The 25,730-nt window shown below is 40.0% G+C and carries 27 protein-coding genes; 16 read left to right on the top strand and 11 right to left on the bottom strand.

Features of this window, described 5'->3' with window-relative positions; genetic code table 11:
* Positions 1-297 precede the first annotated feature (297 nt).
* Together QUE86_RS18445 and QUE86_RS18440 are read left to right on the top strand one after the other, a co-directional pair.
* Positions 298-3,441, top strand: coding sequence for a DEAD/DEAH box helicase (locus QUE86_RS18445; protein ID WP_286260512.1), 3,144 nt, complete (start codon positions 298-300; stop codon positions 3,439-3,441).
* Between the two features lie 229 nt (positions 3,442-3,670).
* On the top strand, positions 3,671-5,137 hold the full coding sequence (locus QUE86_RS18440; RefSeq protein ID WP_286260511.1) for a DNA recombination protein RmuC: 1,467 nt from the start codon (positions 3,671-3,673) through the stop codon (positions 5,135-5,137).
* Between the two features lie 38 nt (positions 5,138-5,175).
* Here QUE86_RS18440 and QUE86_RS18435 read toward each other — a convergent pair whose 3' ends face one another.
* Positions 5,176-5,886 (bottom strand): hypothetical protein, encoded by a 711-nt coding sequence (locus tag QUE86_RS18435; RefSeq protein ID WP_286260510.1) that lies wholly within the window; start codon positions 5,884-5,886, stop codon positions 5,176-5,178.
* 126 nt (positions 5,887-6,012) lie between these two features.
* Here QUE86_RS18435 and QUE86_RS18430 point away from each other — a divergent pair, with 126 nt between their 5' ends.
* Positions 6,013-6,588 carry a DJ-1/PfpI family protein gene (locus QUE86_RS18430; RefSeq protein WP_286260509.1) on the top strand — a complete coding sequence of 192 codons (576 nt, stop codon included), beginning with the start codon at positions 6,013-6,015 and terminating at the stop codon, positions 6,586-6,588.
* Here the strand turns inward: QUE86_RS18430 and QUE86_RS18425 are convergent.
* On the bottom strand, positions 6,583-7,464 hold the full coding sequence (locus QUE86_RS18425; protein ID WP_286260508.1) for a LysR family transcriptional regulator: 882 nt from the start codon (positions 7,462-7,464) through the stop codon (positions 6,583-6,585). The genes QUE86_RS18430 and QUE86_RS18425 overlap by 6 nt on opposite strands.
* Before the next feature lie 100 nt (positions 7,465-7,564).
* Between QUE86_RS18425 and QUE86_RS18420 the strand changes: the two genes are divergently transcribed.
* From QUE86_RS18420 to QUE86_RS18395, 5 genes are all read left to right on the top strand, one after another.
* Positions 7,565-8,053: a DUF2938 domain-containing protein gene (locus QUE86_RS18420; protein WP_130052358.1), complete on the top strand. Its 489-nt coding sequence runs from the start codon at positions 7,565-7,567 to the stop codon at positions 8,051-8,053.
* Between the two features lie 9 nt (positions 8,054-8,062).
* Positions 8,063-8,695, top strand: coding sequence for a thiopurine S-methyltransferase (gene tmpT / locus QUE86_RS18415; protein WP_130052357.1), 633 nt, complete (start codon positions 8,063-8,065; stop codon positions 8,693-8,695).
* Between the two features lie 275 nt (positions 8,696-8,970).
* Entirely contained in the window at positions 8,971-9,771 is an 801-nt protein-coding gene (locus QUE86_RS18405) for a DODA-type extradiol aromatic ring-opening family dioxygenase (protein ID WP_286260507.1), read from the top strand.
* 94 nt (positions 9,772-9,865) lie between these two features.
* The gene (locus tag QUE86_RS18400; RefSeq protein WP_286260506.1) at positions 9,866-12,205 is read left to right on the top strand and encodes a S9 family peptidase; all 2,340 of its coding nucleotides are present in this window, start codon (positions 9,866-9,868) and stop codon (positions 12,203-12,205) included.
* A 452-nt stretch (positions 12,206-12,657) separates the two neighbouring features.
* Positions 12,658-13,539, top strand: a complete 882-nt coding sequence (locus tag QUE86_RS18395; protein ID WP_286260505.1) for an alpha/beta hydrolase — start codon at positions 12,658-12,660, stop codon at positions 13,537-13,539.
* Positions 13,540-13,585: 46 nt separating this feature from the next.
* On the opposite strand, the gene QUE86_RS18390 is transcribed toward QUE86_RS18395, so the two are convergent.
* The gene (locus QUE86_RS18390) at positions 13,586-14,596 is read right to left on the bottom strand and encodes an alpha/beta hydrolase family protein (RefSeq protein ID WP_286260504.1); all 1,011 of its coding nucleotides are present in this window, start codon (positions 14,594-14,596) and stop codon (positions 13,586-13,588) included.
* A 70-nt stretch (positions 14,597-14,666) separates the two neighbouring features.
* A complete protein-coding gene (locus tag QUE86_RS18385; RefSeq protein ID WP_286260503.1) occupies positions 14,667-15,515 on the bottom strand; it encodes a LysR family transcriptional regulator in 849 nt (282 codons plus the stop codon).
* 119 nt (positions 15,516-15,634) lie between these two features.
* Between QUE86_RS18385 and QUE86_RS18380 the strand changes: the two genes are divergently transcribed.
* Positions 15,635-16,297: an FMN-dependent NADH-azoreductase gene (locus QUE86_RS18380; RefSeq protein ID WP_130052351.1), complete on the top strand. Its 663-nt coding sequence runs from the start codon at positions 15,635-15,637 to the stop codon at positions 16,295-16,297.
* Between the two features lie 72 nt (positions 16,298-16,369).
* Here QUE86_RS18380 and QUE86_RS18375 read toward each other — a convergent pair whose 3' ends face one another.
* Positions 16,370-16,828: a GyrI-like domain-containing protein gene (locus tag QUE86_RS18375; protein WP_167657313.1), complete on the bottom strand. Its 459-nt coding sequence runs from the start codon at positions 16,826-16,828 to the stop codon at positions 16,370-16,372.
* A 189-nt stretch (positions 16,829-17,017) separates the two neighbouring features.
* On the opposite strand from QUE86_RS18375, the gene QUE86_RS18370 reads away from it, so the two are divergent.
* The 6 genes from QUE86_RS18370 (at position 17,018) to QUE86_RS18345 (ending at position 21,718) form a co-directional block, all read left to right on the top strand.
* On the top strand, positions 17,018-17,644 hold the full coding sequence (locus QUE86_RS18370; protein ID WP_130052349.1) for a fused MFS/spermidine synthase: 627 nt from the start codon (positions 17,018-17,020) through the stop codon (positions 17,642-17,644).
* A complete protein-coding gene (locus QUE86_RS18365) occupies positions 17,629-18,519 on the top strand; it encodes a spermidine synthase (protein WP_130052348.1) in 891 nt (296 codons plus the stop codon). Before QUE86_RS18370 ends, QUE86_RS18365 begins: the two co-directional genes overlap by 16 nt.
* Positions 18,516-18,992, top strand: a complete 477-nt coding sequence (locus QUE86_RS18360; protein WP_130052347.1) for a TlpA disulfide reductase family protein — start codon at positions 18,516-18,518, stop codon at positions 18,990-18,992. The genes QUE86_RS18365 and QUE86_RS18360 overlap by 4 nt, the downstream gene beginning before the upstream one ends.
* Positions 18,993-19,127: 135 nt before the next feature.
* Positions 19,128-19,604 carry a MarR family winged helix-turn-helix transcriptional regulator gene (locus QUE86_RS18355; RefSeq protein WP_130052346.1) on the top strand — a complete coding sequence of 159 codons (477 nt, stop codon included), beginning with the start codon at positions 19,128-19,130 and terminating at the stop codon, positions 19,602-19,604.
* Positions 19,605-19,608: 4 nt separating this feature from the next.
* Positions 19,609-20,670, top strand: coding sequence for an HlyD family secretion protein (locus QUE86_RS18350; RefSeq protein ID WP_130052345.1), 1,062 nt, complete (start codon positions 19,609-19,611; stop codon positions 20,668-20,670).
* A 13-nt stretch (positions 20,671-20,683) separates the two neighbouring features.
* Positions 20,684-21,718: a DUF2955 domain-containing protein gene (locus QUE86_RS18345; RefSeq protein ID WP_130052344.1), complete on the top strand. Its 1,035-nt coding sequence runs from the start codon at positions 20,684-20,686 to the stop codon at positions 21,716-21,718.
* Positions 21,719-21,743: 25 nt separating this feature from the next.
* Here the strand turns inward: QUE86_RS18345 and QUE86_RS18340 are convergent, their stop codons facing one another.
* A complete protein-coding gene (locus QUE86_RS18340) occupies positions 21,744-22,061 on the bottom strand; it encodes a hypothetical protein (protein WP_167657316.1) in 318 nt (105 codons plus the stop codon).
* Between the two features lie 134 nt (positions 22,062-22,195).
* Positions 22,196-22,609 (bottom strand): alternative ribosome rescue aminoacyl-tRNA hydrolase ArfB, encoded by a 414-nt coding sequence (gene arfB / locus QUE86_RS18335; RefSeq protein WP_130052342.1) that lies wholly within the window; start codon positions 22,607-22,609, stop codon positions 22,196-22,198.
* Positions 22,610-22,721: 112 nt separating this feature from the next.
* Between arfB and QUE86_RS18330 the strand changes: the two genes are divergently transcribed.
* Positions 22,722-23,279, top strand: coding sequence for a short-chain dehydrogenase (locus tag QUE86_RS18330; protein ID WP_286260502.1), 558 nt, complete (start codon positions 22,722-22,724; stop codon positions 23,277-23,279).
* Between the two features lie 43 nt (positions 23,280-23,322).
* Here the strand turns inward: QUE86_RS18330 and QUE86_RS18325 are convergent, their stop codons facing one another.
* The 4 genes from QUE86_RS18325 to QUE86_RS18310 are packed head-to-tail and all read right to left on the bottom strand — an operon-like array spanning position 23,323 to position 25,726.
* Positions 23,323-24,057 (bottom strand): phytanoyl-CoA dioxygenase family protein, encoded by a 735-nt coding sequence (locus tag QUE86_RS18325; RefSeq protein ID WP_130052340.1) that lies wholly within the window; start codon positions 24,055-24,057, stop codon positions 23,323-23,325.
* 3 nt (positions 24,058-24,060) lie between these two features.
* A complete protein-coding gene (locus QUE86_RS18320; protein ID WP_130052339.1) occupies positions 24,061-24,642 on the bottom strand; it encodes a uracil-DNA glycosylase family protein in 582 nt (193 codons plus the stop codon).
* 19 nt (positions 24,643-24,661) lie between these two features.
* Entirely contained in the window at positions 24,662-25,024 is a 363-nt protein-coding gene (locus tag QUE86_RS18315; RefSeq protein WP_130052338.1) for a VOC family protein, read from the bottom strand.
* Positions 25,025-25,033: 9 nt separating this feature from the next.
* A complete protein-coding gene (locus QUE86_RS18310; RefSeq protein WP_130052337.1) occupies positions 25,034-25,726 on the bottom strand; it encodes an aspartate/glutamate racemase family protein in 693 nt (230 codons plus the stop codon).
* Between the last annotated feature and the right edge of the window lie 4 nt (positions 25,727-25,730).

Genomic DNA, 25,730 nt, shown 5'->3' with positions numbered 1-25,730 from the left:
ATCAGTTTTTTACCAACTAATAACCCCTTTACAGGCTTTTTACTCCATAAATTTGTTTACTTAGTAAAAAAGCGATCTGTAAAGCCCCTGCCTTGTTATTAAGCTGTTTATATCTTGTGCGATTGTTGTTTGTTAAATGCTCAGAATGTCAATTTTCAACTTTCATTTTCTTTTAAAGCAGTTTTTTACTAAGTTATCAGCTCCAACCAGTCCAATATTGCTCAATAGTGCTTTAGCTCTGGGTCGATAGATCATATACTGGCAGAATTATTTTTTGTTTTTACTGCCATAAGCGTTATGTCTGCTAACTTATCCAAAAATGACTTATTAGCTATCTTTGAAGAAATAAAACAAGAGCAAGAAACTCAGTTTCCCCTGTCTGAGCGCTTCATTAAACAGCTGTTTAAGCCACATGTGTTAAGTAAAGCAAAAGAGTATCATCAGAACGGTCAAATCAACTGGTTAGAACATAACAGTGACTTTAGTGTTATTGATGCATCGATGTTTGGTAACGAAGGAAATACCTTCACTCAGCATATTGAGATCAGTAAATTACCAAGTGGATTTTCGGTCGATTCACACTGCACTTGCGGATCTAAAACCAAATGTCGTCATATTGCCGCCGTGTTACTTAAGCTCAAAATTGAACATTCAGGCGACTACGGTGAAGACTACATCATTAACGATTGGTTTAGTGAACTTAAGACGCTTAAGCAGATTGCCAACGAAGATGCCAAACAGGTTTTATTATTTGTTCTTGATGTAGAGAAATCTATAGTAACTATCACCCCGAAGATTGCTAATTATGACCCTGAACATAATTATACCCTAGGTCGAAATCTTACAGAGCAGCAATTAAACAGCTTTGTAACTCCTACTGATTTACTAGAGTCAGACTTTCGTTTATATAGTTGGATACGCTCACAAAATGCACTCGGTAAATTAGAGCTTAAAGGTCAATGGGGGTTTGCTGCACTACAGCAATTAATCGCTACGCAACGTTTGTTCTTAGGTCGTTCACGCCAAGCTATTAAAGCTGATAGCATGCAAGCTCTAGAGTTTGATTGGAAACAAAATAAAGACTTAACCTCATTGAGTATGACGCTAGCAGGCCAAGATAATTGGTTATTATTAAAAACAACACCTCCGACCTACCTTGATCCAGAAAAACTAAAAGTAGGTCGTATTCGTACTCCATTAACAGCTGATGAAATAGCTTTACTCGCAAATATGCCTGCAATTCACACTGAGAACTTTGACCGTGTTTATCAGCAACTCAATGATAACTTCGGTGAAGGGGTTATTCCGCATGCTTTTAAGCAAAGTAAAAAAAGCCTAGCTCGAACTGTATTCCCAGTCATCAGTATTCATAATGACGAGGGTACAATCCGCTTATCATTGCAGTTTAATTATCAAAACTCCTTGTATGATTTAAGCCAAGCTCCAGCGGATATACTCAACCAGTCATTAGAAAATACCGTTGTAAATGAATTAACCAATCTCGGTTTTGAATTATGTAAAGGGGCTTTACAAACTGAGTTTATCTTTAATAAACAATCAGTTATTCATGAGCATTGGCTAAAGTTTGAAATTATTCCTAACTTATTAAAGCGTGGTTGGAAAATTAATGATGAGTTAGAGGTCGGCAAAGCTCTAAAACAGCTTTCACTGCAAGTTGAGCGTGGTAAAGGACATCAGATAGTTAGTAAAATCGTGATCTCTGGAGTCAAAACGCAACAACTATTTATCACTGATAATAATATTTATCAGTCACTTAATAGACAAAGTGAGCGTTTCTATTATTTTACTGTAGGTAAACGCTTTGCGGTAGTTGAAAAGGTCGCGATGATGCAACTTAACGATTATCGTGAACGTTTTGAGCATATCAAAACGCGTGACGAAATCTTAATGCCGCTATCGTTTTTGCCAAAGCTTATTGAGCAAAAAGCGATTAAGGTGAATATTGTTGACGATGCGCTAGATGCTTACTTAGCTGAGTTAAGTGACTCACAACAACTTATTAAAAAGTCCGATATTCAAGGCTTAAACCAAGGTGTGCAATTACGTGAGTACCAACAGCACGGTGTTGATTGGCTCAACTTTTTAAAACGTCACCAGCTCGGTGGTATTTTGGCTGACGACATGGGACTAGGTAAAACCTTACAAGTCATCGCCTTTTTAGCTAACGCCAAGCAATCACCACAAGCAGGCCCTACGTTAATTGTTTGCCCAACAAGCCTTGTTGGTAATTGGCAAAGCGAAATTAATAAGTTTGCTAGCAACTTAAAAATCACCACAGTATTCGGTGCTGCTCGCAGCGACCAATTACAACAGCTGTCGCAAGCTGATTGTATTTTAACGACTTACCCACTGCTTAAGCGCGACATCGCTTTTTATTCGCCGCTTTATTTTGAAAATATCATTTTAGATGAAGCCCAATATATTAAAAATGATGCAGCTCAAGTTTCACGTTTGGTTAAGCGCCTTAATGCTGACTTTAAATTGTGTTTAAGCGGCACCCCTATTGAAAATAATCTATTTGAGCTTAAATCCTTGCTCGACTTTGCTATGCCGTCTTTACTTGGTTCGCAAACACATTTTAAAAGCTACTTTCAAACGCCTATTGAGCGTGATAACGATGTACAACGCGCTGACGAATTGAAGTCATTGATCATGCCATTTATCTTACGCCGAACTAAAGCGCAAGTTACTCAAGAGTTACCAGAGAAGACAGAGCTAGTAAAAGAATTTGAATTTGAAACTAAACAAAAAGAAATTTATACCGGTATAACTGAATCATTAGAGCAGAAATTGGTCGATCTATTTGCTCAGCAGGGTGTGCAAAAAAGTAAGCTGGCTTTTCTGGATGCATTATTAAAATTAAGACAAATTTGTTGTCACCCCAAATTGATAGATCCAACATCTCAAGCAGGCAGCGCTAAGCTTGAATGGCTTTCTAAACATTTACCTATCATGCTTAGTGAAGGCCGAAAGGTGATTATATTTAGTCAATTCACCATGGCACTTGATGTGATTGCGGAGCGATTAAATGAGCTTGGCATCAGCTTTAGTATGCTAACAGGGCAAACAAGACAACGCGATCGTGTTATCGAAGAGTTTACTCAAGGTGATACATCTGTGTTCTTAATTAGTTTAAAAGCCGGTGGTACAGGGTTAAACCTGACTCAAGCAGATACCGTGATTCATTTTGACCCTTGGTGGAACCCTGCTGTTGAGAAACAAGCGACAGATCGTGCTTATCGAATTGGCCAAACTAATCCTGTGTTTGTTTATAAATTGATTATGGCTAACTCAATTGAACAAAAAGTATTTAAAATGCAGCAGCATAAGCAAGCGCTTGTTGATGCATTATTTACTGAAAAATCAATGAGTTTTACTCAATTTGATGAAGAGCAAATGCTTGCGCTGATAAAAAATTAAATTTTTTTAAAGTTTTTTTGAACTAATCAAATTTTAGGGCGTCTATTATTATGCTTGTTGTTAAATTGCAGTTTACATAAGCATTATGTTGATTTCCCATTTGGTTACTAAATTTTAGTAATGTTAGAGCCAGCTCTTCTTGAGCTGGCTTTTTTTATGCCTGATCCCCCTACTCTGTTGAGAACTATTTCGTTATGATGATGTGTCTTTAAGTTATTGAGTTTTCGATATGATTACAGAGCTAATTGCACAGATTAATTGGCAAAGTGTGGTGCTTGGTGCTGCTACAGGTGCACTCGCAAGTGGTGTTATTTTTGCTCTGCAAAAAAGCCGCTTAAAAGAACAGTTAGCTGAACTGCAAAATAGTCATCAAATTCAGCAAAGCCATTTAGAGCAAACGCAGTTGCAATTACAAGAAAGCCAACTCTCGTTTTCTCAATTGCAGCAAGATTACGCTGAACAACGTGATGAATCTCAACACTTTAAAACCCGTTTTGTAGAACAAGAAAAACAAGCACAGCAATACAACCAATTTTGGCGTCAAGTCGAGGCTGAGCTTGCTGCTACCAAAGCGACTCTCAATCAACGTGATATTGATTTAAGTACTTTACGCAGCACGGTAGAGCAAAAAGAGCTGCACTTTAAAGAACAGCTCAGTCAAATCAAAGAAAGCAAAGAGCAACTTAAGAAAGAGTTTGAAAATCTTGCTAACCAAATCCTTGAAGAGAAATCTCAGCGTTTTAAAACCTTAAATCAAGAAAGCATTGAGCAATTATTAAAACCTGTTCAGGGTGAGCTAAAAGGCTTTCGCGATAAAATGGAATTGATCCATGTTGAAGATCTCAAACAGCGTGCTGCACTTAAAACTGAGTTATTGCATTTGCAAGCTAAAAGCCAAGCTATTACTGAACAAGCTGATAGACTTAGCACTGCGTTACAAGGTCAAAAGAAAACCCAAGGGAATTGGGGTGAGTTAATGCTCGAAAATGTATTAGACAGCGCAGGACTGCGTGCCGGAGTAGATTATCAACGTGAAGTGTCATTCAACACGGAAGAGGGACGCCTTCGCCCTGATGTGGTGGTGTATTTACCACAACAGCGTCATTTAGTTATTGATGCTAAAACCTCGTTAAACGCTTACACACGCTACGTAAATGCCGATTCAGAGCTTGAGGCACAGCAAGCGCTAAAAGAGCATGTAACGGCAGTGCAATCACGTATAAACGAGTTAGCGAGCAAAGCCTACGATAGACTACCGGGTATTAACTCCCCTGAAGTGGTGATCATGTTTGTACCGATAGAGTCTGCATTTGTTGAAGCGCTTAAGTACCAGAGTGATATTTATCAGCAAGCAATCGAAAAAAATATCTTAGTTGCTACTCCAACGACCTTATTGACTAGCTTGAACATCGTAAAACAATTGTGGCGTTTTGAAGAGCAAACTAAATACTCAAAAGAGCTTGCTGCCCGTGCAGAGCGCTTTTATAACAAGCTAAATGGTTTTCTTACTAGTATGGAAGGGGTTGGTAAGCAATTAGACCGCGCCAAAGAAAGCTATGATAAAGCGTTTTCTCAGCTGTATCGTGGTAAAGGGAACTTGATTAAGCAGGCCTCTGAGTTCAAAGAGCTGGGGGTTTCTGTTCAAAAAGAGTTACCCGCGGAAAGTGTTGAAAAAGCCCAATTAGAGTTAGATTAAATGCGATACAAAAAAGCCAACGTCATGTTGGCTTTTTATTAGTTAATTAGTTCAGCTGACACGATATCGTTGAGCATCAAAAAGTGGTTAAGTACAGACTCCTCAAGCTCGAATACTTGCGCTACTTTTTCGCCACTTGCTGACATCCCTGTTTGCGTTCCTGCAAACTCGATATGTAACCCTAAACGCTTCAGAGTTTGGACATCGTAACTATAAATAGCTGAATCACGTTTTTCGGTAATGCCAGGCATCATACCTATGATAGTAACCGCTTGTTCAACATTGATGATTTTAAAAAATTGTCGTTCTGCAGTTTGCCATTTTGCAATATAGCTAGCGACCTCGGGAGATTGCTCCATCGGCACGTATAATGCCTGTAATGAGCCCCCATGCCAGCCTATAACGGCTTGTTCTTCAACGAGAACATGTGGACTTGCGGTAAGTACGTAGTTGGCGCAAGACGATGCACAAAGCTCGTGTACTACAACATTGAGTTGATACTCATGCACTAAGCCACCTAAATGTAGACCCGCCATCACATCACCCCCTTGGCTATTAATAACCAAGGTATTGATTTGTAGATCGCTACTTACTAATAATTGTTCGAACTTTTCAACATTTTGCTTTGATGTTTCGCCCTGAAAATAAATAGTGCTCGGCGATACTTCACTGATTTCAGCAACGTTTTGCTGTGTTGTTTTACAACCAACCAGCAGCACGCTCAATAATAATAATAATAAAAAACGCATTAACAATGCCTTGAAGTTTTGTTTGTATACAGTGCGCAATTTAATAATATGTTATTAACGAACTGCAAAAATGGCATAGTACGTTTTTTTGCTTGAGAAATAAATCAACATAACAGGAACAATTGTATGAATATTGGAATTTACATTTATGATGATGCCGAAGTGCTCGATTTCTCAGGTCCATTTGAGGTGTTCAGTACCGCTAAGCGCCTAGCGGATAATGACTGGCAAGTGAGTTTAATTGCCGAAACTACTGGTCCTGTTCTTGCCCGTGGTGGTTATAGTGTAAACCCCCATTACAGCTTTGCTGACAGCCCATTGCTTGATCTCCTTGTTGTGGTTGGTGGCGACCATACTCTAGAACTTGAAAAAGCAGAGGTTATTACTTGGTTAAAACACACAGCCACTAACACCAAGCGTGTTGCGAGTGTTTGTACGGGGGCATTTTTGCTTGCTAAAACTGGGCTTTTAAACGGTAAAAATGTCACGACTCATTGGCAAGATCAACCTGAGCTGGCTGCTTTGTTTTCTGATCTCAATGTGATTGCAGATACTCGTTGGGTCACCGACGGTAAGTTTACCAGCTCAGGAGGAATTTCTGCAGGCATTGATATGAGCCTAGCGTTAGTCGCTGAATTTATTAGTTACGAGCACGCCCTACTGACCGCCAAACAGATGGAATATCAATGGCAGACGTTATAATTGTTCAGCAATATAGTCGGTTATAAACTGTTTTAAACAGACAGCCTTTTTACTCAGTAAACGTGCGCTTGGCCAGATAGCATAAATGTCGCGGTTTTCTCCTCGCCAGTGTGGCAGTACTTGAACTAACTGCTGAGATTTTAATTCATCTATAACCTCAAACCGAGGTAACAAAGCAATACCTTGCTCATCACAAACTAAGTATTTTACAAATCCAGTATCGTTAAAGGTGGCAGCAAATCGGCACATATGGTTATAAGTTGCATTCGTGTGTGTATTGGTTAACTGCCATTTATTTCTTAATGTGGTGCCAATTAACCTATGCTGTTTTAAATCAGCTGGCTCTTCTATAATAGGTGCTGAATCAAGGTATGCTTTTGTGCTTACAAATAAGGTATCAACACTGCCTAACTTTTTTTGATGTAGCATAGAGTCAGCCTGCGGCCCCACTCTAATCGCTATATCAGCTTGGCTTTTACTCAGATCTTCAAGTTTATTATTAAGCAAAAGCTCAAGTTGAATATCAGGGTACTGTTTAGTAAATGCTAGCCACATAGGCTTTAAGAAACCATGACTAATATTGAGAGGTGCCAGAACTTTCAGCTTCCCTGACAATTGTGCTTTTTGCTCATTAAGTTGACGATGGGTTTGTTCAAATTGCTCAATTAATTCAACATAACTTTGAAAATACACCTCACCTGCTTGCGTTAATGTGCATTGCCTTGCTGAGCGATTTAAAAGCTGCTCGCCTAGGCGTTGCTCAAGACGTTGCAAGCGTCTCGATACAGTTGCGGTAGGCAACGACAAGCTCTCAGCCGCATTACTTAGGCCGCCTTGTTTAACAATCTGTATGAATAGGGCAATATCGTCAATCATGTTCTCATTTATGCAATCATAGTTTGTTTATCTTGCTATTTTTAGCATTTTTGCAATTAGATATCATGTCTTTTATTAAATCATTTAAGAGCATCTAATTATGAGTGTTAATGATATTTATGTGATAACTTTTGTAGGCATAGCGGCGACTTTGTTCATTGATCTTTATGCTTTTCTGCTGGCTAAAGTGTTTAAGATACCGTCATTAAACTTTTGTTTAGTTGGCCGTTGGGGCTTGGGTTTATTAGATGGAAAGTTTAAGCACCTGAATATAGCAACTAGTCCAGTTAAGCAGTTTGAGTGCGTGTTTGGCTGGTGTTTACACTACTTTATTGGTGTTTTATTTTCGTTTCTATTTATATTATTGGTCGGTATTGCTTGGCTTGAACAGCCCACCTTAATCGCTGCATGTATATATGGATTAGCTAGCGTATCTATGCCATTTTTTGTTATGCAGCCCGCTTTAGGGATGGGGATAATGGCTACGAAAACAGCAAACCCACTTCAAGCCCGCTTAAAAAGTGCTGTAACTCACCTACTTTTTGGTGTCGGAATATATTTATCAGCTCAATTCATTCAATTTATTTAGGAGTATGTAATGGACGCAAAGCATTGGCATCAACGTTGGGAAAATAACGAAATTGGTTTTCATGAAGGAGACGTTAACCGTTATCTAGATCAGTATTTTACTAACTTAAATTTGCAGCAAGGCGATACTGTTTTTGTACCACTGTGCGGAAAAACTCACGACATTCATTATTTGCTAGCGCAAGGTATGCGTGTTGTTGGGGCAGAACTTAGTGAGATAGCCATTAAGCAGTTATTTGATGAGTTAAAGCTAGAACCCGAAATTAGCCAACACGGCGAACTATTACGTTACCAAGGCGCAAATCTAACCGTTTGGGTGGGTGATATTTTTGCACTTACTGCAGCTGATCTTGGCCCTATCAACGCAGTTTATGACCGTGCCGCTTTAGTTGCGCTACCAAAGCCAGTGCGCATTCGCTATACCCAGCATTTACTTGAATTAACTAATAGAGCTAAACAGTTAGTGGTGGTCTTTGAGTATCAGCAAAGTGAGTTTTCGGGTCCGCCGTTTAGTGTAGTCGCCGATGAACTACATCAGCACTACGATGCTTTTTATCAACTAACATTACTGTGCAAAGAACCTCTCGAAGGGGGCTTAAAAGGGCAAGTCCCTGCCATGAACGTAGCTTGGCATTTAAGTTAGTACTTACAAACTATTGGTGTGTAAATTCACACCCTAGTTGTGCGTTTTTGTGGCTAGTTATTGTACCTCTGTGCGTGCACTATAGAGATACCAATCCGCAATAATACTTAATCATTTTGAGGGATTAAACCTGTCGCTACCTGCGTTAAAAATTTCTGATTTAGAACAACTAAATAACGAAATTTTTGCCTTGTTATCAACGAGGTTTCCTTGCCTCAAAATAGACTACTTAATTAAGCGAATTGGTATGAAAAGCATATTTAAGGAGTACATTTATGCAAAAGCCACGCGTTTTCTTTGTTTCACATGGCGGCGGTCCTATGCCTTTACTTGGCGATCCAAGTCATGCCGATATGGTCACTTGTTTGCAGTCCGTTGCTGCTAAAATTAAAAAGCCACCTGCTATTTTGATGGTGAGTGCGCACTGGGAAGCGAACCCTATTAGTATTACTTCGAGTGCTGCTCCTGAGCTAATTTATGATTACTATGGTTTTCCTGAGCCTGCTTACAGTATTGAGTACCCAAGCCCAGGTGAACCAGCCCTTGCCGAAAAAGTACATCAGGCATTGGCAAAAGCTAATATCGATAGCGCATTAAACCCATCTCGTGGCTTTGATCACGGTATGTATGTGCCTTTGAAAATTATGTATCCAGAAGCAGATATACCTTGTGTGCAATTGTCGTTACATCCAAGCCTTGAGCCAAGCTTACACCTAGCGATAGGTGAGGCTTTACAACAACTTGATTACGATAATTTATTGATCATTGGGTCTGGCTTTACTTTTCATAATATGCGCGCATTTTTCACCCCTGAAACCGCTGAAATTAAAGCGCAAAATATGGCTTTTGAGCAATGGTTAGTTGATGTATGTGGCAATACTGAGCTGAGTGAGCAGCAGCGACAAGCTAAGCTATTAGAATGGCAAATGGCCCCTGCGGCGCGTTTTAGTCATCCTCGTGAAGAGCACTTATTGCCGTTACATGTTTGCTATGGTGCGGCGATGCGCCCTTGTAATGATATTTACGAGCTACGTATTGCCAACAAGCAAGCCAGTATGTTTTTGTGGGACGATTGAGTTTAAGTTCAACCCCCCTGATAACACGATAAAAGCTCAGATTTTATTCATCTAATTTGGTACGCTAGGTAAGTTAAAACCTAGGAACAACAAAATGAATTTAATAAAAACATCAACCCTTGCGTTTGCTGTGGTTGCGGGTATAGGTTTGCAGGCATGCTCAACTGCAGAGCAAGCTAGCACCCCATCAGCAACAGTGAACGCAACGGCTAATTCGCTCTCGCTTGAACAAATTTATAAAGAAAAAGACTTTAAAGCTGAGCGTAGCACCTATTTTACGTGGCTCGATGATGGTACTGGTTATACGGTACTTGAAGAGCGCGAAAGCGATAAAAATACTCAAGACGACAAAGCTAAAGACGATGAACACGGCGTAAAAGGCAATGATATTGTGTTTTATAACGCCGATGGGACGGGTCGTAAGGTGCTTGTTAGTTACGAAAAATTAATTCCCAAAGGTGATAAAGAGCCACTCACCGTTGAAAGCTATCAATGGTCTAAAGATGGTAAATGGCTGATGGTTTTTACCAATGGCGAGCAAGTGTGGCGCTCACGTAGCCGTGGTGATTTTTGGCTATTAAACCTTGAAACAGATTCGCTATATCAGTTAGGTGGCGAAAACATCGAAGCGAAAAAGCTAATGTTTGCTAAGTTCTCACCAGATAGCTCAAAAGTAGCTTACGTGCGTGATAACAACATCTACATGGAAAAAGTCGGTAGCAAGGCTGTGACTGCTTTAACCACTGATGGTAACGACACCATTGTTAATGGTAATTTTGACTGGGTATACGAAGAAGAATTTACTATTCGTGATGGTTTTCGCTGGAGCCCAGACAATAAATCAATTGCCTATTGGCAGCTTGATACCAGTGGCGTGAAATACTTCACCATGATCAATAACACCGATGATCTCTACCCTACCCTTAAAGAATTCCCGTATCCAAAAGCCGGCGAGATGAACTCTGCGGTTAAAGTGGGTGTGGTCAGTCTTAGCGACAAGAAAACTCGCTGGGCTGAACTTGGTGGCGATAATCGTGATCGTTATATTCCACGTATTAGCTGGGCAGGCACTGGTGAATCTTTGATGATCCAAGATCTTAACCGCCCGCAAAGCCACAACAAGGTTTGGTTATTCGACTGGCAAAAACAACAGCTAACTAAAATCCTCGAAGATAAAGACGATGCCTTTATTGAGTGGTTTTATAAAGCAAACTGGTCAAAAGACGGTAAGTTCTTTATTTGGCACAGTGAGCGTGATGGCTGGCGTCATCTATACCGTGTATCTCGCGATGGCAAAACGGTTGTTGATTTAACGCCGGGCGACTATGACATCATTGATATGTTAGCGCTTAACGAAGATAAAAACGTTATGTACTTTACTGCATCACCGGATGATCCTAGCCAGCGGTATTTATTCCGTACGTCGTTAGATGGCAGCTCTAAACCTATGCGCGTAACGCCAGCGTCATTTGATGGCTCAAACAGCTATTATATGTCTAAAGATACCTCTTGGGCGATGCACACAATCTCTAAATTTGGCACTCCACCAATGAAAGAGATCATCAAAGTAAGCGATCATAGCAATGTGAAAACCTTAGTTGAGAACAAAGCATTAAAAGAGAAATTAGCGACTGAGCAATTACCGACTCACGAGTTCTTTACAGTTAATGCCCGTGATGGTGTTGAGCTTGATGGCTACATCATGTTCCCAGCGAATATGGATAAAAGCAAAAAATACCCAATCGTTTTCTATGTTTATGGTGAGCCATGGGGCTCAACAGTACAAGACCGCTGGGAAGGTAACAGTTACTTATACAAGTCGTATCTAACTCAGCAAGGCTTTATTGTTGCCTCAGTTGATAACCGCGGCACGCGCGCACCAAAAGGCAGAGATTGGCGTAAGTCTATCTACAAAAAAATAGGCTCTATTACCGTACGAGACCAAGTTGACGCCCTTGATGCAATGGCAAAACGTTGGGATGTCATTGATACCGACCGTGTCGGTGTATGGGGTCACTCTGGTGGCGGTAGTTCAACACTTAATTTGTTATTCCGCCATGGTGATAAATATAAAGTTGGTATTGCCTCAGCCCCAGTGCCAGATATTCGCTTGTACGATACTATCTACCAAGAACGCTATGCGGGTAACCCAAATACCGATCCTGAAAGTTACGACAACACGTCGCCGATTACTTTTGCAAAAGATCTGCAAGGTAAGTTGCTACTGATCCACGGCACCGGAGATGATAACGTACACTACCAAGGTTCAGAGCGTTTAATTAACGAATTAGTTAAGCACAATAAACAGTTCGAGTTTTTCTCTTACCCGAACCGTTCTCACAGCCTCCGTGAAGGTGAAGGCACTACCCTGCACTACCACACTATGATGGCTAACTTCTTCGAAAAGCATTTACTTAATACTAACCCACAATAATACTTAATCATTTTGAGGGATTAAACCTGTCGCTAACTGCGTTAAAAATTTCTCATTTAGAACAACTAAATAACGAAATTTTTGCCTTGTTATCAACGAGGTTTAATTGCCTCAAAATAGACTACTTAATTAAGCGGATTGGTATAACAAGTAAATATGCTTTATAAAAAATACCGCAGCTTCAACGTTAAGCTGCGGTCTTTTTATGCAAACTGTAAACCCCCGTTACACAAAGAAAGCGTTTAGATGAAAGCTATCAAATGTTCGATGTAAATTTTTAGTGCTGGCAATGGCGGCTGCGAGCTATTGGATTATCGAGCAAGCGTATAATGAATATCTTGTATCACAGTTAAGTCGGTGAAAGAGGCTAACTAATACCCTGTTACAATTGTCTTATTAACTAATATTTATAATTGAAGTAGTGTCATTAAGTTATTGATTAAGGATATAAAATGGCATTACTAAAATTTAGATTTCAGTATCTAGCTTGGCTTATTACATTTGTTTTGTTAGCTACAGGCTTGTATATCGCGATGAAATACCAACAGCACTATAGTTCACGCTTTATTGATATAGATATAAAGTCGAATGCGCTTTCAGAAATGCGCCGAGTTTTCATTCGCTTGCCCAAAAACTACAACCCTAACAAAGCTTATCCGCTCATAATTAAAACTGACGGCAATTTTAACCTTGATACTTGGGATGACGCTTTAAGTTTTCTTGAAAGCACCGATGACAAGCATGAGGTTATTCTCGTGGCCATCCCGAACCTGTTTTGGCATGACACACGAAATCGTGATTTAGTGCCACCTTACGCCCGTAAGGATGTGGCGATAGAAGCTCGCCCAATTAATCAAAATCAACGAGAAATATTTGGTAAAGCTGATGTGTTTTTAAAGTTTATTGAAACAGAGCTAATACCCTATTTAGAGGGAGAGTACCGTATTAGCGGGGAGCGCACACTAACAGGTTTTTCGGCGGGAGGTAGCTTTGTGTTACATACCATGGTTACTAAACCAGAGTTATTTAATGCATACTTTGCTTTTAGCCCTGCGGCTTGGTATGACGATAATGTTGTCGTAAAACAGTTCAGTAAAAGCTTACCTAATACAGCAGGCAGCACTCACTATTTTTATGTCACATTAGGTGGTGATGAGAATCCAATCATAACCGGTGCATTTAATGGCTTAGTGAATGCTCTTCAAAAGCATGCACCAAACGACCTTACTTGGCAGCACCACATCAACAAAGGAACTGACCATGAACAAAACGCAAAACAATCCGTTCGTAGTGCACTAGATGGGGCTTTTAATCATTTTGATATGGCTAAATAATGGCAAAACAGGGCCTTATTTGGCCCTTTTTACTTTTAAAACAAAGTTACAAATACTTGTTAAACCAACTAACTAGTTCTGCTTCTAGTTGCTTTTTATGGCTCATTAAGAAGTGGTTGTCACCTTCATACACCACGAGTTTATGGGGGATATGATGCTTATCTAGTGCTTTGGCAAATTGAATTGAGTTATCGACCGATACTCGTTTATCGTCACTGCCATGAATAAGTAATATGGGCACTTTAGGTGAGAGCTTATCAACCCAGTTCATAACAGAGCGTGCTTTAAGCTCTGCTTGTTTATTTTCTTTATAGTTGGGGATACGACGCACATACACGTTTTTTTCCATGTTAGGTCTAAACTTAAGCTCTTTAACTAAATCAGTCGCCCCTGCAATGGTTGCAATGGCTTTAACCTTGTTTGTGTGTTGCATCGCAAGGTGGGTTTGCATGCCGCCTCTACTTACTCCTAACATGCCAATGCGGCTTTCATCTGCACTTGCTATGTGCGGAATAAAATCAATAAGCGCAAGTACGTCGTTAACATCTTTGCCTCCAAACTCATCTAAATCATCATTTTTAGTTGATGTACCGCGGTACTGGCTGCCGATAACCACAAAGCCTTGCTCTGCTAAAGGAAATAAATTGCGCATCATTGCTGCAAAATAAACACTGCCAAAATTACCATTGCCGCCGCGGTTATAAATTAATACTGGTAGCTTATTCTTGATGATTTTAGGTTTGATGATATAACCAAGCACTTCAACATCATCAACCTTATATTTAAAGTTATGGCAGGTTAAATTTGTTTTAAAGTTATCGAACATATCTTGTGGAAAGGTTTCTTCAAAGGCTTTAATACGCTTTAAGTACTCAGTCTCGGTTTTAGCTTTGCGTTTATTCTTTTGCGCTATAAATTGGTGCCAAGAAGCATAGTCAGCAAAGATACCTGTGAAGCAGTCTGTTTCTTTTGTTACGTGTTCATCATCGATAATTTTCGCTGCGCTGGTAGAAAAAACAGCAAGAGATAGGCTGGCAAATAGTAGTAATTTATACACAACAACATCCTTTTTGGTGGCTAAAAGTTACTAAACCACAATAACTTAAATGAAGGTTATTTGTACAACCCTAATTTAGTAAACGCTCAAGCCACTCAATCACAACTTTTTGTATAGATGTTTCAAAGCGATTTTTTTCGGGGATGTAGTAACATAGTTTTGATTCAACATCTTGGCTATTAAATGGTGTTAGTAACCCTTCATTTAAATAAGGTTGAACCAAGGTTTTTGAACAAAACACCACGCCTTTATTGGCGAGCACCTGATTTATACCAAATAGCTCTTGATCAAATGTTTTTATCTCGAAACATGAGTCATTTAGGTTATTTACTTTGAGCCACTGCGCTAATGGTGGAGCAGGTAGCGCATTATTTTTCCACTGGCTTGTGTATAAAGTGACCTGTTCATCAAGCCAAGGGGGGCTTTTATCTGAGCTTGCTGCAAACACATCAAAGCGCTCATACTTGATGATATCTGATTTGTTTACTTCCTCACTATTTCCTAGCCGAACAGGCAAGGTATGAAGCTGCTTATCTAAAGTTTCACTGGTTGATATATCAAGCTGTAAATGTGGTTTTTTGTTATTTAGCTCTTCTAAAGCGGGTATTAATCTTAGGGCTGCTAGAGAAGATGTTGTGGTGATACGTACTTGGTTATGTGCTTGGCTCACCTGTTCAATTGCCGCAAAAATAAGCTTAAAGCCGCTAGTTGTGTTTTGGCTTAGGTACTCGCCTGATGGAGTTAAGGTTATCTTTCTCACTTCGCGATGAAATAAATCAGTATTCAAGCGGCTTTCTAGATTAGCAATGTGGTGCGATACCGCTGTAGGCGTAATCGCAAGCTCAGCGGCGGCTGCTTTAAAGCTACCTAATCGTGCAGCTGATTCAAAGGCTTTTAAAGCGTGTAATGATATATGCATAGTTGAACCCACCTAAATTTATAGATGAGTATAACTTACTTATAGTGAATTATAACTCGTTTGTTAAATGGCGCACATTTAATGATGATACCAACACATTAACTAATGAGGTATTTACTATGACTACTCTGCTACACATTGATGCTAGTGTGCGTTCAGCTAAAAATGCAAACCCTAATCACGACTCAATCTCTAAAAATATTGCTAAGCAATTTGTAAATCATTTACAGCAAAACAATGCTATAGCTGAGTATATTTACCGTGATGTTGGAATGAATCCACCTTCATTTATTAATCAATCTTGGATTGGTGCTGTGTTTACGCCTGCCAACAAGTTAACGCTAGAGCAAAAAGAAGTACTGGCCGAATCAGATGAATTGATAAATGAATTGGTTAACGCTCATACCATAGTGATATCAACGCCTATGTATAACTATGGCATGCCCGCACAACTAAAAGCATGGTTTGATCAAATCGTTAGGATCAATAAAACATTTGACTTTGATTTGCAGCGGGGGGATTTCCCTTTGCAACCATTATTAAGTGGTAAGCGTTTGCTGGTTATAACCTCAACGGGTGAGTTTGGCTTTGAGGCAGGTGGTATACGAGAGAGTATGAGTCATTTAGTGCCGCACATTAAAACGTTGAGTAAGTATTTAGGTGTTCAGCATATTGATGAAATTGCTTGTGAGTATCAAGAATTTAACGACAGCAGGCATCAACGTTCTTTGACTAATGCCTATGCTAAGGCTGAACAGTTAGCACTGAGATACATCAATTAAGATTACAAAACAAAGCCGCAATAAGCGGCTTTGTTGTGTAATGAGGCTTTACATTATAAATTCGATTTAACGTTATTCTACCGAAATGAACACCTCAACTTCTTCACTGCTTTTATAAAACTCATAGTCAGTTTTATATGCTCGGATGTGTGGGCATTGTTCATTACTAAAGTACTGCCAAACTTGACCCCAAACATCTATAACGGTTTGTGGCATGGCTCCTTTGGCGCTAAAGCGAAGGTAGTTACCTGTGGCAAGTGTAGTTTGTTCTGTCTCTGGTGAAGTGACTTGCTGGTCAGTACAAGCAAATACATCAAACTCCCCTGTGACATCTGACTCATAGTGAGTGTATACGCCATATACTTTGCTAGATGGCGTTAAATTTGGCGCTATGTCTGTGTAAAATTGCTGCCATAAGCCTGCAATTTTGGCACCTTTACCACTCATTTCGTTCATATTACTGGTGCGAACCTTGAGGCCAAATAAAGTCGTTGGGTTGTCGATATTGATTTTCGTTACTTGCTGATCCATTGCATTTATCCTTGTTTTTTGTTCCCGTTAAAATACCAGAGCATATGTGCTTTAACCTAGCCTTTTTCATTATTTATTTTATTACCCCTCATTTTGTCAACGGCCTTTACAGCTTAAAAAACAGTCATAGCATCCTTATCAGCATCAGGTTAAGATGGGCAAAATAACAATAAAATCAGCGGGTGTTTAATGAATAAGATCAATGCGCTTATCTACTTTTTAGCCTTTAGTAGCGGCTTTTGTATTATGGGAATTGAGCTTTTAGGCGGACGAATTTTAGCGCCGTACTTTGGCAGTAGTGTGCATATATGGGGCAGTATCATCACTGTATTTATGTTGAGCTTATCGATCGGCTATTTGCTTGGTGGCAAGCTTTCAATCCGCAACCCGTCATTAACTAAATATGGCCTAATCTTCTTTGTGGCTAGCATTATGGTTGTGCCGATCGTACTGTTTGCTGAGCCAATTATGACCTTTATTTTCACCTATATTGAAGACAGTCGTTACGGCTCGTTACTGGCTTCAACGGCATTGTTTTTTATCCCAACAACAATACTCGGCATGATCTCACCTTACTCAGTGCGATTATTGGTTACCGATCATGAAAAAAGTGGTCAGGTTGCCGGTGGTTTGTATTTTGTGAGCACTCTAGGAAGCGCCCTTGGCACGATTATTACCTCTTTTTATATGGTGCTAGCATTTGATGTTAACGACATCATTAAAACCTTTGCCGCGGTTTTAGGCTTGCTTGGGTTGCTTGCAATTGTTGTTAGTCAAATAAAAACGAAGGAGCGTACTGTATGTTTAGAGTCTTAATGGTTTGTTTGATCATGACACTACCCTTTAATGGCTTTGCCGAAGTAATTCATAAAGAACGCTCGCTTTATCGCAATATTTTAGTGGAGAAGTCTGGCGATTTATTGTGTTTAAAATTTAACGAAAAAACCCGTAAAAGTACGCAAAGTTGTATGTATAAAAGTAAGCCTAAAAAGCTGGTGTTTAATTACACCAAAATGACGTTTGCAAGCTTACTATTTATTGATGACCCTCAGAATGTATTGATCATTGGGTTAGGGGGCGGTTCGCTTTCTAATACCATTCATGAGCTTTACCCAAGTGCTAGTATCGAAAACGTCGAAATTGATCCCGCGGTAATCAAAGTTGCCCGTGATTTTTTTAGTTTTGTAGAAACTGATAAAGTAACGTCTAAAGTGCAAGATGGTCGTATTTTTATTAAACGCGCTGCCCTTAAAAAACAAAAGTATGATTGGGTAATTCTTGATGCTTTTAATGGCGACTATATCCCAGAGCACCTGCTTACTAAGGAGTTTTTTACGGAAGTAAAAAGTGTTTTGGCTGATGGCGGAATTATCGCTGCAAATACTTTTTCATCGAGTAAACTTTACCAGCATGAGTCGGCAACTTACTTCGATGTGTTTGGTGACTTTGTCAATGTTGTGACCGATGAAAACTCTAATCGCATTATTTTAGCTGGCTTCGATACTATGCCTAGCCAGCAACAGTTAGCTGAACGAGCCAACAAACTCGCAAATAAGTTAACACCTTACGATGTTGATTTGCAGTTACTCAGTGAGCATTTGTTTTATACTAAGGGTAATCAAGATTGGCCTGCTGATACTAAAGTACTCACTGACCAATATTCACCAGCGAACTTATTAAATTATCAATGATCAAATACGGCTTAATTGCATTTCTTTTATTTGCTTGCTCTGCTGCTACGGCAGAGCACCCTTCTACCGCTCCTTTAGCGGCAAGCCAGCAACAATTGTCTAAACTTTTGAATCAATATAAAGGGAAAATCGTGTTACTCGATTTTTGGGCATCTTGGTGTAGCCCTTGTAGGCGGTCATTTCCTTGGTTTATTGCCATGCAAAGTAAGTATCAAGAGCAAGGACTTAAAGTGATAGCTGTAAACATTGATGTTGAGCGCAGTGATGCTGATGTGTTTTTAACTGAGTTTGCTGTGAACTTTAATATTATTTACGACCCTGATGCTGTTATTGGTAGGCAATACCAACTGAAAGGGATGCCGAGCAGCTTTTTAATCGATAAAGAAGGTATAGTTCGATATCAACACACTGGATTTTTAGCTGATAAATTAGACCTCTATGAAAGCCATATCAAAGAGTTAATTGCTAATTAGTATTATTAAGCAGATAACTTTTGCTGTTATTCGTTTTTATCGAACATTGCTATCTATTTTATTAATTGCACTAATATTTACTTAGCATGCTAACTACATTAAAATAGTTAGCATGCTAAGTAAATGGAGCGCATCATGTCCTCTACTCCCCCTTTTCACGAAACTCTTGATTTAACATTATGCGGCAGTATGGGCCGTGTGCATCGATTATGTCGCGATGCAGTAACTTTGGCGGTCGAGCCTCTTGGACTCACTCAATCTCGTTGGACTGCAATGATGCACCTGTCTCATTTAAACCAAGGTTGTACGCAGCAAGAGTTGGCAAGCAGCTTAGGTATTGAAATGCCATCGTTGACTCGCACTATTAAGAAGCTTGAGCAACAAGAGATTATTGCTCGCAAAGCTGATGCTGAAGATAAACGCAGTAAACGTCTGTACTTCACTGAGCAGGGTCTACAATTGTTAGACACATTACAAGTGATTATCGCTGATGTGAAAGAGCATCTTTATGCCGATTTGACCACAGAACAACTCGATACTATGGCACATGGTTTAATTCAGATGGAGCAAAACGCTCGCCAGTGTATCCGTCATTATTCAGGAGATAAGTAACTTTATGACGCCAGATCAAAAATTTGCCCGTTACGTAAAAATCTCTTTGGCGGGTTTCATTGTTTTATTTTTATATTTTGTGATTGCTGATCTATACATGCCTGTCACACCACAGGCCCGTGTGTATCACCCTGTTGTGCAAGTGACGCCACAAGTAAGTGGGCGTGTGACTGACGTATTAGTGACCAATAATCAAGCCGTCGAAAAACAGCAAGCCTTGTTTAAGATTAACGATGAGCCTTTTGAGCTTGCCGTTCAACAAGCTGAACTTGCTTATGATGATGCGAAACAACAAAACCAACGTTTAGATAGTAGTGTCAAGGCAATAGAAGCGCAGTTAGCTGCTGCTCAAGCTAAGCTGCATGAGCAAACGTTGCTGTTCGAGCGCGGTGAGTCGTTATTGAAAAAGCGCTCTATTTCAGAGCAAGAGTACGAAACAATCAATGCAAACTACCAATCAAGCAAAGCGAATGTAGCTGCAATTGAAGCGCAGCTTAGCGAGGCTAAATTAGCGCGTGGTAAAAAGGGTGATGACAATTTAGCGCTTCGCCATGCCCTAAATCAGCTTGAGCAAGCGAAACTAAATTTGTCGTACACTACAGTGACTGCCGATACCGACGGTAAAACAGCAAATTTACAAGTAACACCGGGTACTTATGCTAATAAGGGCCAGCCGTTAATGGCGATTGTTGCCAATAAGGCTGATTTAGTGGCTGATTTTCGTGAAAAGTCTTTAGTTCACGTACAAATTGGTAGTACTGCAAAAGTAAGCTTTGATGCGCTACCGGGAAAAGTGTTTACTGGCAAAATTATTAGTTTTGAAGCCGGTGTAAGTGACGGTCAGCTCAATGCAAACGGTTTACTCAGTGCCACAGAAAGCAGCAATCGTTGGGTACGAGATGCACAGCGTCAACGTATTCATATTCAACTTGATGAACACCAGATGCTAGCTAAGTTCCCAAGTGGTGCTCGTGCAACCGTACAGCTTTTGCCTGACTCTAGCATCGGTAGCTGGTTTGCGAGCATGCAAATCCGTTTTATCAGTGTTCTGCACTTCATTTACTAAGGCTGGGTGAGCTATGTCTGTATTGCAACTCGATGGCAATGGCTTGCGCCAGGCGCTTCGCATTGCTACGGGCTCAGCATTAGGGTTTGCACTGGCAAAATTGATGAACTGGCCTAATGGCATCTTTTTTACTGTTTACCCTATGCTATTGCTCGGCTTAGTGCCTGTGTTAAACATGCATATCATTCGACAGTTTTACGCAGGCGCTGTATTCAGTGCATTATTTGTACTTGTAGTGCAAGGGCTGTTCTCTCACTTGCCTGTTGTTATGACGATGATCTGCTTTGTGGCATTTGCCTTTTTATTCTATCAAATGAGTCGTGGCGCTAACTTTTTATTTGGCGCTACAACAGTGGTCAGCTTGTCTATTCAATTGCATTTTTCGACCTACACAGGTGGAGGGGTAAGTATTTATCCGCTGATTATTAGTAATGCCGTTGCAGTTGTGGTTACTGTGGTGTTTTCGATGCTAATGCATGGTTTATTCCCAGATGTTTCACCGCGCCAAGGCCGTCAGATGCCAGAAAAAGCAAAAGAAAGTGTACGCCATGAGGTATTACTTTGCTCAACGGTGGCAACCTTGTCATTTGTGGTTTTTCAGGTTTTTGATTTACAAGATTCAATTTCTGCTCAAGCAGCATCTGTTCTGATCTTATTTTCGTTATGCTGGAAAGCGGCTGGTATGGCTGCATGGCAACGTGCTATAGGCACTTTAATTGGCTGTAATTTGGCCTTAGTTTCACAGTTATTCTTGTACAACCATACTGATATTTTGATATTTCCGGCGTTAATTCTATGGATCTTAACTTTTATCTTTAGTCGTTATCATATAATTGGTGGGGGTATTCCAGGTGTCGGTTTTGGTATTATTACTACATTTGGTATTTTGTTTGGCCAATCATTGGGGCCGGGGCAAGATCTAGTATACAGCGCACTTTATCGCTTTTCGTCAGTATCAGTGGCAATACTGCTGAGCTTATGTGCAGTGTACATTATGCATCACATTTTAAATCGCTTTGAAATGACAAGGCATCACACATTCGAGTAAAATCTAATATGCACAAAAAAGGGAGTTATTCAGTACTCCCTTTTTTATTATTTGGTTCGAAAATTGTGGGTAAAGACTTTAATAAATCCTCTTGCTTCTTTACAACACTTTGTACGCAAGTTTTTGAAGCAACATCTGCAACCCAAGCGCCCCATTGAGAACTGCCTGGTTCTTCTCCAGGTGTTGCCCACCATCTGGCTTTATAAAGAATTTCGTTATAACAGGTTTCACTACCTTGCGGATACGCGCTTCCAGCTTGCCAAGAATCTACAGCAAAGCTTGAAATAGGCATCGTTGACAGCGTTATCATTGCAGCTGCAAAAAAACGTGATTTTTGGCCCATACGCCCCTCCTTTATTATTCTGAAATTGTATTACTATTATAGACGCGGCAGGATTAACCATCAATTAACTTTGTTAACAAGTTACACTTCTTTACAGTTTCGCTCATTTTTGACACGGTTTTCTGGTGCTAAGGTTAGGGTTTTATGTTTTTTCGTAATGCTTTTGTTTGTCCTCTTTTGGTTTTGCTGTCCATACGTTTTCTCTGAGAGCTTTTGCTTGGTTTAGTTGCTCTACGTTTCTTTTGTACTTGTGTAGCGTTTACGATTATTTCTTTTAAACGGCTAAGCGCATCTTCTTTGTTCATCTCTTGTGTACGATGACTTTGCGACTTAATGACAATTACGCCCTCTTTGGTGATTCGAGAGTCATTTAAATTAAGCAAACGTTGTTTGTAAAAGTCAGGTAATTTTGATCGGTTAATATCAAAGCGTAGGTGAATTGCTGTAGCCACTTTATTGACGTTCTGTCCGCCAGCACCTTGAGAACGGATCGCACTAAAGTCGAGCTCCCATTCAGCAATCGTGACAGTATTAGAAATAGTTAACATCAGGTTCATTTAGCTATGGTAAAAAAAGGATTATAACATTTGTAATTGGTCAAACATAATTACTCGACTATGTGAGCCGATTGCTAACCAATTTGAAAGAAAGGAGATCACAATGAAAGCACTATTTATTTCAATAAGCCTACTGGCGATGAGTTTTTCTAGCTTCGCAGAAGATATTACTGAAAGCCAGCTACAGCGTTATATCAGGGCTTTGCCAGCAGTAGTAAATTGGTCGCAAAACCAACCAGAGCTTGAAAGTTTTAATCTCGATAGTATGTTAGGAAGCTCTAATGGTGCAGATAGTTCCTCTGTTATGGATGCATTAGGCCACATTAAAAGGCATGAGCTTTACACTGAGTTTGCAGCGTTAACCAAACAATACGGTTTCACTCCTGAGCAGTTAGTTACAGTTGGCTCAGAAGTATCTCTTGCCTATTTAGAAAACCTTAAAGCAGGTATGTCTGAAGAGAACAAGCAACGTGTAAACCAAGCGATGAGTGGTTTACAAAGCCTAACGGCATCATCATCTAATGCGGGGGCTCGCTCAATGGCGGGTGCTTTAGAAGGTGTTAAAGCAAGTACTGCAACAGCAGATGTTAGCGAAAGTAATATTAACTTAGTTAAGCAATACATGCCGCAGTTAAAAGAGTTATTCGCGATGTTGCAGTAACAGCACAAAAAAAGAAAGCGGCTAGTGAGCCGCTTTTTTCTACTTACTCGAATACCATTGCGTTTTTTAGATGCTGCATTTGTTCTGCAGTTGGTAAAAATCCAGTTTGTACAAATTCATTCAGGCTCGGGTGACGTTCAAAGTACAAAATATCTAGGGCAAATCGATTCATGCCGTACAAGCCCCGATGGATCATATTTGCCGAAAATATGAGTAAGTCACCCTTCTTCAATGCAACTTGTTTTCCGCGTCTCAGCGAATCATTATTTTTAGCTCCTTGCTGCCCCAATCTTACAGCTAGTTCTTCGTCTGAATCCCAGTTTTTGTGACTGCCCGGTATTAGCTCAATTCCCGGCTCATCTTCAAAAGCTACTCGGCAATGTAAAACTTCAGGGCCATAAAGTGCGGCCTTTTGTGCATCAAGCTCTAAGTGATATTGCATATCGCGATGCCAATAGTTTGCTTGTTTGGGATTGTAAGGATTAAAAAATAATTGAGTATTCATAAACTGAGGTTCAGCAACAACGCCTTTAACCTGATTCAATAGAGTATCGGCACAGATAAATTCAAAAAGGGTAAACTTTTCTTCAGTACTTAAACATGCAGCGCCAGTCAACCCTGAGCTATTAATCCCTCTGGATTGGTAAAAACGTTGGTTTTCTAGCAGCCAGTTATAATGAAACTTATCGAGAATGGGCCTTATCTTGCCAAGTTCATTCGCTGTGTAAAGCCCCTTTACATGGCAATAGCCGTTTTCAGCAAAAAAGTTATTTTCCATTTTTTACCTTGCTAAAATTGCACGTATTTTACTACTAAGCTCAGGCAATACTTGTTGCTCAAACCATGGGTTTTTCTTCAGCCAGATATTATTACGAGGGCTTGGGTGAGGTAATGGCAGGTAACTTGGCCAATATTCACGCCACGATTTTACTAACTCAGTTAAGGGTAACTGCTTAGTGTGGGGTAAATGATATGCCTGCGCGTACTTACCTAAGATAATGGTGAGTTCAATATTAGTTAACTGTGCTAAAAGTTTTTCACGCCATGTAATCGCGCACTCTTTTCTCGGTGGTAAATCGCCCGACTTACCTTTTCCTGGGTAACAAAAGCCCATTGGCAGAATAGCAAAATTACTATTATCGTAAAACTCTTCATTGCTTACGCCAAGCCAAGAGCGAAGCCTTTCACCGCTAGCATCATCAAATGGTTTGCCACTTTCATGTACTTTTATCCCTGGCGCTTGACCAGCAATTAAAATACGAGCCCGTGAATTAAATTGAATAACGGGCCGAGCGCCAAGTGGTAAATGAGTCTCGCAGATCACGCATTTACTAACTTGTTCTAATAATGATTGAGTAGTCATGAGTTAGTAAAAATATGATCTATGCTTGTTTTGACCAAACAGCTAACTCGTTACCACTTGGTTCTGTGAAGTGAAAACGACAGCCTCCAGGAAAATCAAACAAAGGCTTAATAATTGTGCCGCCGTGTTTTTCTACCTGTGCTTGAGTCTCTTTAATATTATTTGAATAAAGCACTACTAGCGCACCGCCATTAGAGGTTGAGCTACTTAGAGGTGCTTGGTAAAAACCACCGTCAAGGCCCGCTGATTCAACGCTAAATGCGCTGTATTCAGGCCCGTAATCGGTAAATTGCCATTTAAAAACTTGATGAAAAAACGCTTTTGTTGCAGCTAAATCTTTTGCTGCAAACTCAACATAATTTAAGCTATGGTGGTTCGACATAATTTGTTCCTATTTTAAACTGTTCTTGAGCGCCATGGCGCAATGCAGTGCTGTACTATCAAGTAATGGAATTGAGGCATCGGATTGCTGAACTAGCAATGCTATTTCAGTGCAACCAAGAATAATGGACTCTGCACCCTGCTTAGTTAGATTATCAATAATTGTTAGGTACTCGGCTTTGGATTCTGGATTGATTATGCCTTTGCATAGTTCATCATAAATCACACGATGCACTATTTCACGCTCCTGAGCATCAGGAATTAAAACGTCTACAGAGAATTTATCTGCTAAGCGTTGTTTATAAAAGCCTTGCTCCATAGTGAATTGAGTACCCAGCAAAGCCACTTTTTTATGGTTACATTGTATTAGCTTTTCACCAACTGCATCAGCAATATGTAACAAAGGAATAGAAACACATGCTTGTACTTGCTCTGCTAATTTGTGCATCGTGTTAGTACAAATCAATAAATAATCGGCGCCAGCAGCTTCAACCTGTTTGGCTGCTTTTATCAGTATTTCGGCCATCTGTGGCCAATCCTGTTGCTGTTGTAGTTCTGCTATTTCGGCAAAATCGAGACTGACAAGTACTATTCTGGCGCTATGTAGCCCCCCAAGTTCATTTTTAATGCCTTGATTTAAAAGTTGATAGTAACTTTGCGTTGACTCCCAGCTCATACCACCAATTAAGCCTATTGTTTTCATTACA

The sequence above is a fragment of the Pseudoalteromonas apostichopi genome, assembly GCF_030297135.1.
Lineage (GTDB): Bacteria > Pseudomonadota > Gammaproteobacteria > Enterobacterales > Alteromonadaceae > Pseudoalteromonas > Pseudoalteromonas apostichopi.
The sequence above is the reverse complement of the archived record's forward strand: the minus strand, read 5'-3'. Positions and strand labels throughout refer to the sequence as shown.

Excerpts from the sequence above, each read along its gene's own strand:
- QUE86_RS18325 (WP_130052340.1), bottom strand. The coding sequence starts at position 24,057 with ATGGAAAATAACTTTTTTGCTGAAAACGGCTATTGCCATGTAAAGGGG.
- QUE86_RS18445 (WP_286260512.1), top strand. The coding sequence starts at position 298 with ATGTCTGCTAACTTATCCAAAAATGACTTATTAGCTATCTTTGAAGAA.
- QUE86_RS18400 (WP_286260506.1), top strand. The coding sequence starts at position 9,866 with ATGAATTTAATAAAAACATCAACCCTTGCGTTTGCTGTGGTTGCGGGT.
- QUE86_RS18380 (WP_130052351.1), top strand. The coding sequence starts at position 15,635 with ATGACTACTCTGCTACACATTGATGCTAGTGTGCGTTCAGCTAAAAAT.
- arfB (WP_130052342.1), bottom strand. The coding sequence starts at position 22,609 with ATGTTAACTATTTCTAATACTGTCACGATTGCTGAATGGGAGCTCGAC.
- QUE86_RS18310 (WP_130052337.1), bottom strand. The coding sequence starts at position 25,726 with ATGAAAACAATAGGCTTAATTGGTGGTATGAGCTGGGAGTCAACGCAA.
- QUE86_RS18420 (WP_130052358.1), top strand. The coding sequence starts at position 7,565 with ATGAGTGTTAATGATATTTATGTGATAACTTTTGTAGGCATAGCGGCG.
- QUE86_RS18370 (WP_130052349.1), top strand. The coding sequence starts at position 17,018 with ATGAATAAGATCAATGCGCTTATCTACTTTTTAGCCTTTAGTAGCGGC.
- QUE86_RS18440 (WP_286260511.1), top strand. The coding sequence starts at position 3,671 with ATGATTACAGAGCTAATTGCACAGATTAATTGGCAAAGTGTGGTGCTT.
- QUE86_RS18355 (WP_130052346.1), top strand. The coding sequence starts at position 19,128 with ATGTCCTCTACTCCCCCTTTTCACGAAACTCTTGATTTAACATTATGC.
- QUE86_RS18405 (WP_286260507.1), top strand. The coding sequence starts at position 8,971 with ATGCAAAAGCCACGCGTTTTCTTTGTTTCACATGGCGGCGGTCCTATG.
- QUE86_RS18430 (WP_286260509.1), top strand. The coding sequence starts at position 6,013 with ATGAATATTGGAATTTACATTTATGATGATGCCGAAGTGCTCGATTTC.
- QUE86_RS18320 (WP_130052339.1), bottom strand. The coding sequence starts at position 24,642 with ATGACTACTCAATCATTATTAGAACAAGTTAGTAAATGCGTGATCTGC.
- QUE86_RS18435 (WP_286260510.1), bottom strand. The coding sequence starts at position 5,886 with ATGCGTTTTTTATTATTATTATTATTGAGCGTGCTGCTGGTTGGTTGT.
- QUE86_RS18425 (WP_286260508.1), bottom strand. The coding sequence starts at position 7,464 with ATGATTGACGATATTGCCCTATTCATACAGATTGTTAAACAAGGCGGC.
- QUE86_RS18350 (WP_130052345.1), top strand. The coding sequence starts at position 19,609 with ATGACGCCAGATCAAAAATTTGCCCGTTACGTAAAAATCTCTTTGGCG.
- QUE86_RS18345 (WP_130052344.1), top strand. The coding sequence starts at position 20,684 with ATGTCTGTATTGCAACTCGATGGCAATGGCTTGCGCCAGGCGCTTCGC.
- QUE86_RS18365 (WP_130052348.1), top strand. The coding sequence starts at position 17,629 with ATGTTTAGAGTCTTAATGGTTTGTTTGATCATGACACTACCCTTTAAT.
- QUE86_RS18360 (WP_130052347.1), top strand. The coding sequence starts at position 18,516 with ATGATCAAATACGGCTTAATTGCATTTCTTTTATTTGCTTGCTCTGCT.
- QUE86_RS18385 (WP_286260503.1), bottom strand. The coding sequence starts at position 15,515 with ATGCATATATCATTACACGCTTTAAAAGCCTTTGAATCAGCTGCACGA.
- QUE86_RS18330 (WP_286260502.1), top strand. The coding sequence starts at position 22,722 with ATGAAAGCACTATTTATTTCAATAAGCCTACTGGCGATGAGTTTTTCT.
- QUE86_RS18315 (WP_130052338.1), bottom strand. The coding sequence starts at position 25,024 with ATGTCGAACCACCATAGCTTAAATTATGTTGAGTTTGCAGCAAAAGAT.
- QUE86_RS18375 (WP_167657313.1), bottom strand. The coding sequence starts at position 16,828 with ATGGATCAGCAAGTAACGAAAATCAATATCGACAACCCAACGACTTTA.
- QUE86_RS18340 (WP_167657316.1), bottom strand. The coding sequence starts at position 22,061 with ATGGGCCAAAAATCACGTTTTTTTGCAGCTGCAATGATAACGCTGTCA.
- QUE86_RS18395 (WP_286260505.1), top strand. The coding sequence starts at position 12,658 with ATGGCATTACTAAAATTTAGATTTCAGTATCTAGCTTGGCTTATTACA.
- tmpT (WP_130052357.1), top strand. The coding sequence starts at position 8,063 with ATGGACGCAAAGCATTGGCATCAACGTTGGGAAAATAACGAAATTGGT.